Source organism: Mycobacterium sp. SMC-21, from assembly GCF_045310825.1.
Classification (GTDB): Bacteria; Actinomycetota; Actinomycetes; order Mycobacteriales; family Mycobacteriaceae; genus Mycobacterium.
The window spans coordinates 1-2,381 of sequence record NZ_JBJIAO010000085.1 but is presented as its reverse complement, the minus strand read 5'-3'; the positions used below and the strand labels follow the sequence as shown (position 1 = coordinate 2,381).

2 protein-coding genes are annotated in these 2,381 nt (G+C 65.8%); both read right to left on the bottom strand.

The annotated features are described in order from the left end of the window. Positions 1 to 284: 284 nt before the first annotated feature. Entirely contained in the window at positions 285 to 1,028 is a 744-nt protein-coding gene (gene istB, locus ACJH6H_RS29600; RefSeq protein ID WP_406776379.1) for an IS21-like element helper ATPase IstB, read from the bottom strand. Between the two features lie 11 nt (positions 1,029 to 1,039). Then, the coding region (istA, locus tag ACJH6H_RS29595) for an IS21 family transposase (protein ID WP_406776378.1) at positions 1,040 to 2,381 on the bottom strand (1,342 nt) is incomplete at its 5' end.

Below are 2,381 nucleotides of genomic sequence, written 5' to 3'. Positions count from 1 at the left end.
AATTATTACATGTATAAAAATATGTGCGGATTCCGACGAAGTCGCCCGGGTGTACCGATATGAAGTCGCCCGGGGATTCCGAGACGATGTCGCCCACCTCTCCGATTTGATCTCGCCCGGGGGCGAGGCGTTCTAGCTGCTGAGGTTCTCTGGCATTGGGCAAGCCGCACGGTCAACTGGAATCGCGGCTTGAGCTTGTTGTGTTTCTGTTGCGTTTGCTGTGGGCATGTGGGCAACGCCTTGGCGTTGTCCAAGCGCAGCGGCATGTCCACAGCGTCACGGGCTCAGGTCTTTCGGGCGGATTGCCGGGTTCGGCGCAGGCTCTCGCCAGTAAGGTCGAGCCGATGGGCATTGTGGACGAGGCGATCGAGCACGGCGTCGGCATAGGTAGGATCTCCAATGAGCACATGCCACTGGTCCACGGGGAGCTGGCTGGTGACGATGGTGGAACGATGACCATAGCGATCTTCGAGGATTTCCAGGAGGTCGTGACGGGCACCAGCGTCGAGCGGCTCGAGCCCCCAGTCATCGAGGATCAGCAGATCGACACGGCCGAGCCCGCGCAATAGGCGCGGATGGCGACCGTCGCCGCGCGCGAGAGCGAGGTCATCGAACAGCCGCGGAACACGTTGATAGAGCACGGAGCGATTGTCACGGCAGGCCTTGTGGCCGAGCGCCGAGGCGAGCCAGCTCTTGCCGACGCCGGCCGGGCCGCAGATCAGCAGGTTGGCATGGTCATCGATCCAGCGGCCCTCGACAAGCTTGGCGAACAGCGGGCGGTCGAGGCCGCGCGGGGTGCGGTAGTCGATGTCCTCGACGCACGCTTGCTGACGCAGCTTCGCATAGCGCAGGCGGGTGGCGAGCCGCTTATCGTGGCGCAGTGATGCTTCACGTTCGAGCAGCAGCGCGAGCCATTCGGCGTGACCGAGGCTTGCGGCCTCGCCGGTTGCTTCGAGATCGACGAAGGCATTGGCCATGCCGTGGAGGCCGAGGGCGTTGAGGCGGTCGAGGGTCGGATGGGTGAGCAAGGGATGGTCTCCTAGTTGTAGTAGCGCGGTCCGCGGATGTTGGCATGCAGGATCGGCGCATCGTCCGCGGAGCGCTGATGAGCGGGACGCCGATCGAGATTGTTGGCGAGGATCGATTTGACCGAGCCGTAGGTGCGCGCGCCGATGTCGATCGCCCGCGCAGCCGCGGCGTCCAGCCGTCCGCGCCCATAGGAGCCGGCGAGCCTGAGGATGCCGAGGCAGGCGCGGAAGCCTTGCTCGGGGTGCGAGCGCTCGTCGAGAATGAGGTCGCACAAAGCGCTGGTCGCCGGCCCGATCGCGGCAGCGTCCTGTCGGATGCGCGCGATGGTCCAGCCGGCGTAGCGCCGATGGCTGGAGGCCATGTGCTCCGGCACGGTGGTGTGTTTGTGATTACCGCTCATGCGCTGATGCGCGGCGATCCGCTCGCCCTTGTGGAAGATCTCTACGGTGCGGGCAGTGAACCGCACCTCGACCTCGGCGCGCACAAAGCGATGCGGGACGCTGTAGTAATGCTTCTCCACCTCGACGTGGTAATCGAGGCTGACGCGGCGGATCCGCCATTCGGCGAGTACGTAGGGGCTCGCCGGCAATGGCTTGAGCGCCGGCCGATCGACCTCCTCAAGCAGCCGGCGGCGCGTCACGCCGAGCCGCCGGATCGGCCGCTCCTCGTTGAGCCTGGTGAGCAGCTCGCCGATCGCCGCATTGACCTCGGCCAGGCTGTAGAAGGTGCGATGACGCAGGCGGCCGAGCAGCCAGCGCTCGACGATCAGGACGGCTTGCTCGACCTTGGCCTTGTCGCGCGGCTTGCGCGGCCGGGCCGGCAATATGGCGGTGCCGTAATGCGCCGCCATCTCCGCATAGGTCCGATTGATCTGCGGGTCGTACAGGCTCGCCTTGATGACCGCGACCTTGGTGTTGTCAGGCACCAGCAGCGCCGGTATGCCGCCGATCGCCGCGAAGGCGCCAACATGAGCGCTGATCCAGTCGGCGAGCCCCTGCGTCCACGTCGCCTGCGCGTAGGTAAAGCTCGAGGCGCCGAGCACGGCGACGAAGATCTGCGCCATTCTGCGCTCACCGGTGAGACGATCGACCACCACCGGCACGCCGTCGCCGGCATAGTCGACGAACAGCTTGTCGCCGGCTGCGTGCGCCTGGCGCATCGTCACCGACAGGCGGCCCTCCCAGGCGCGGTAAAGCTCACAGAAGCGCGAGTACCGGTATCCGTCGGGTTCGGCGGCGATGTACTCCTCCCACAGGATCGACAGCGTCACGTGCTTGCGCTTGAGCTCGCGGTGCACGGTCGTCCAATCAGGTTCGGCGATGCGGCGGTGACCCTGCCGGTTGCCATTGCCG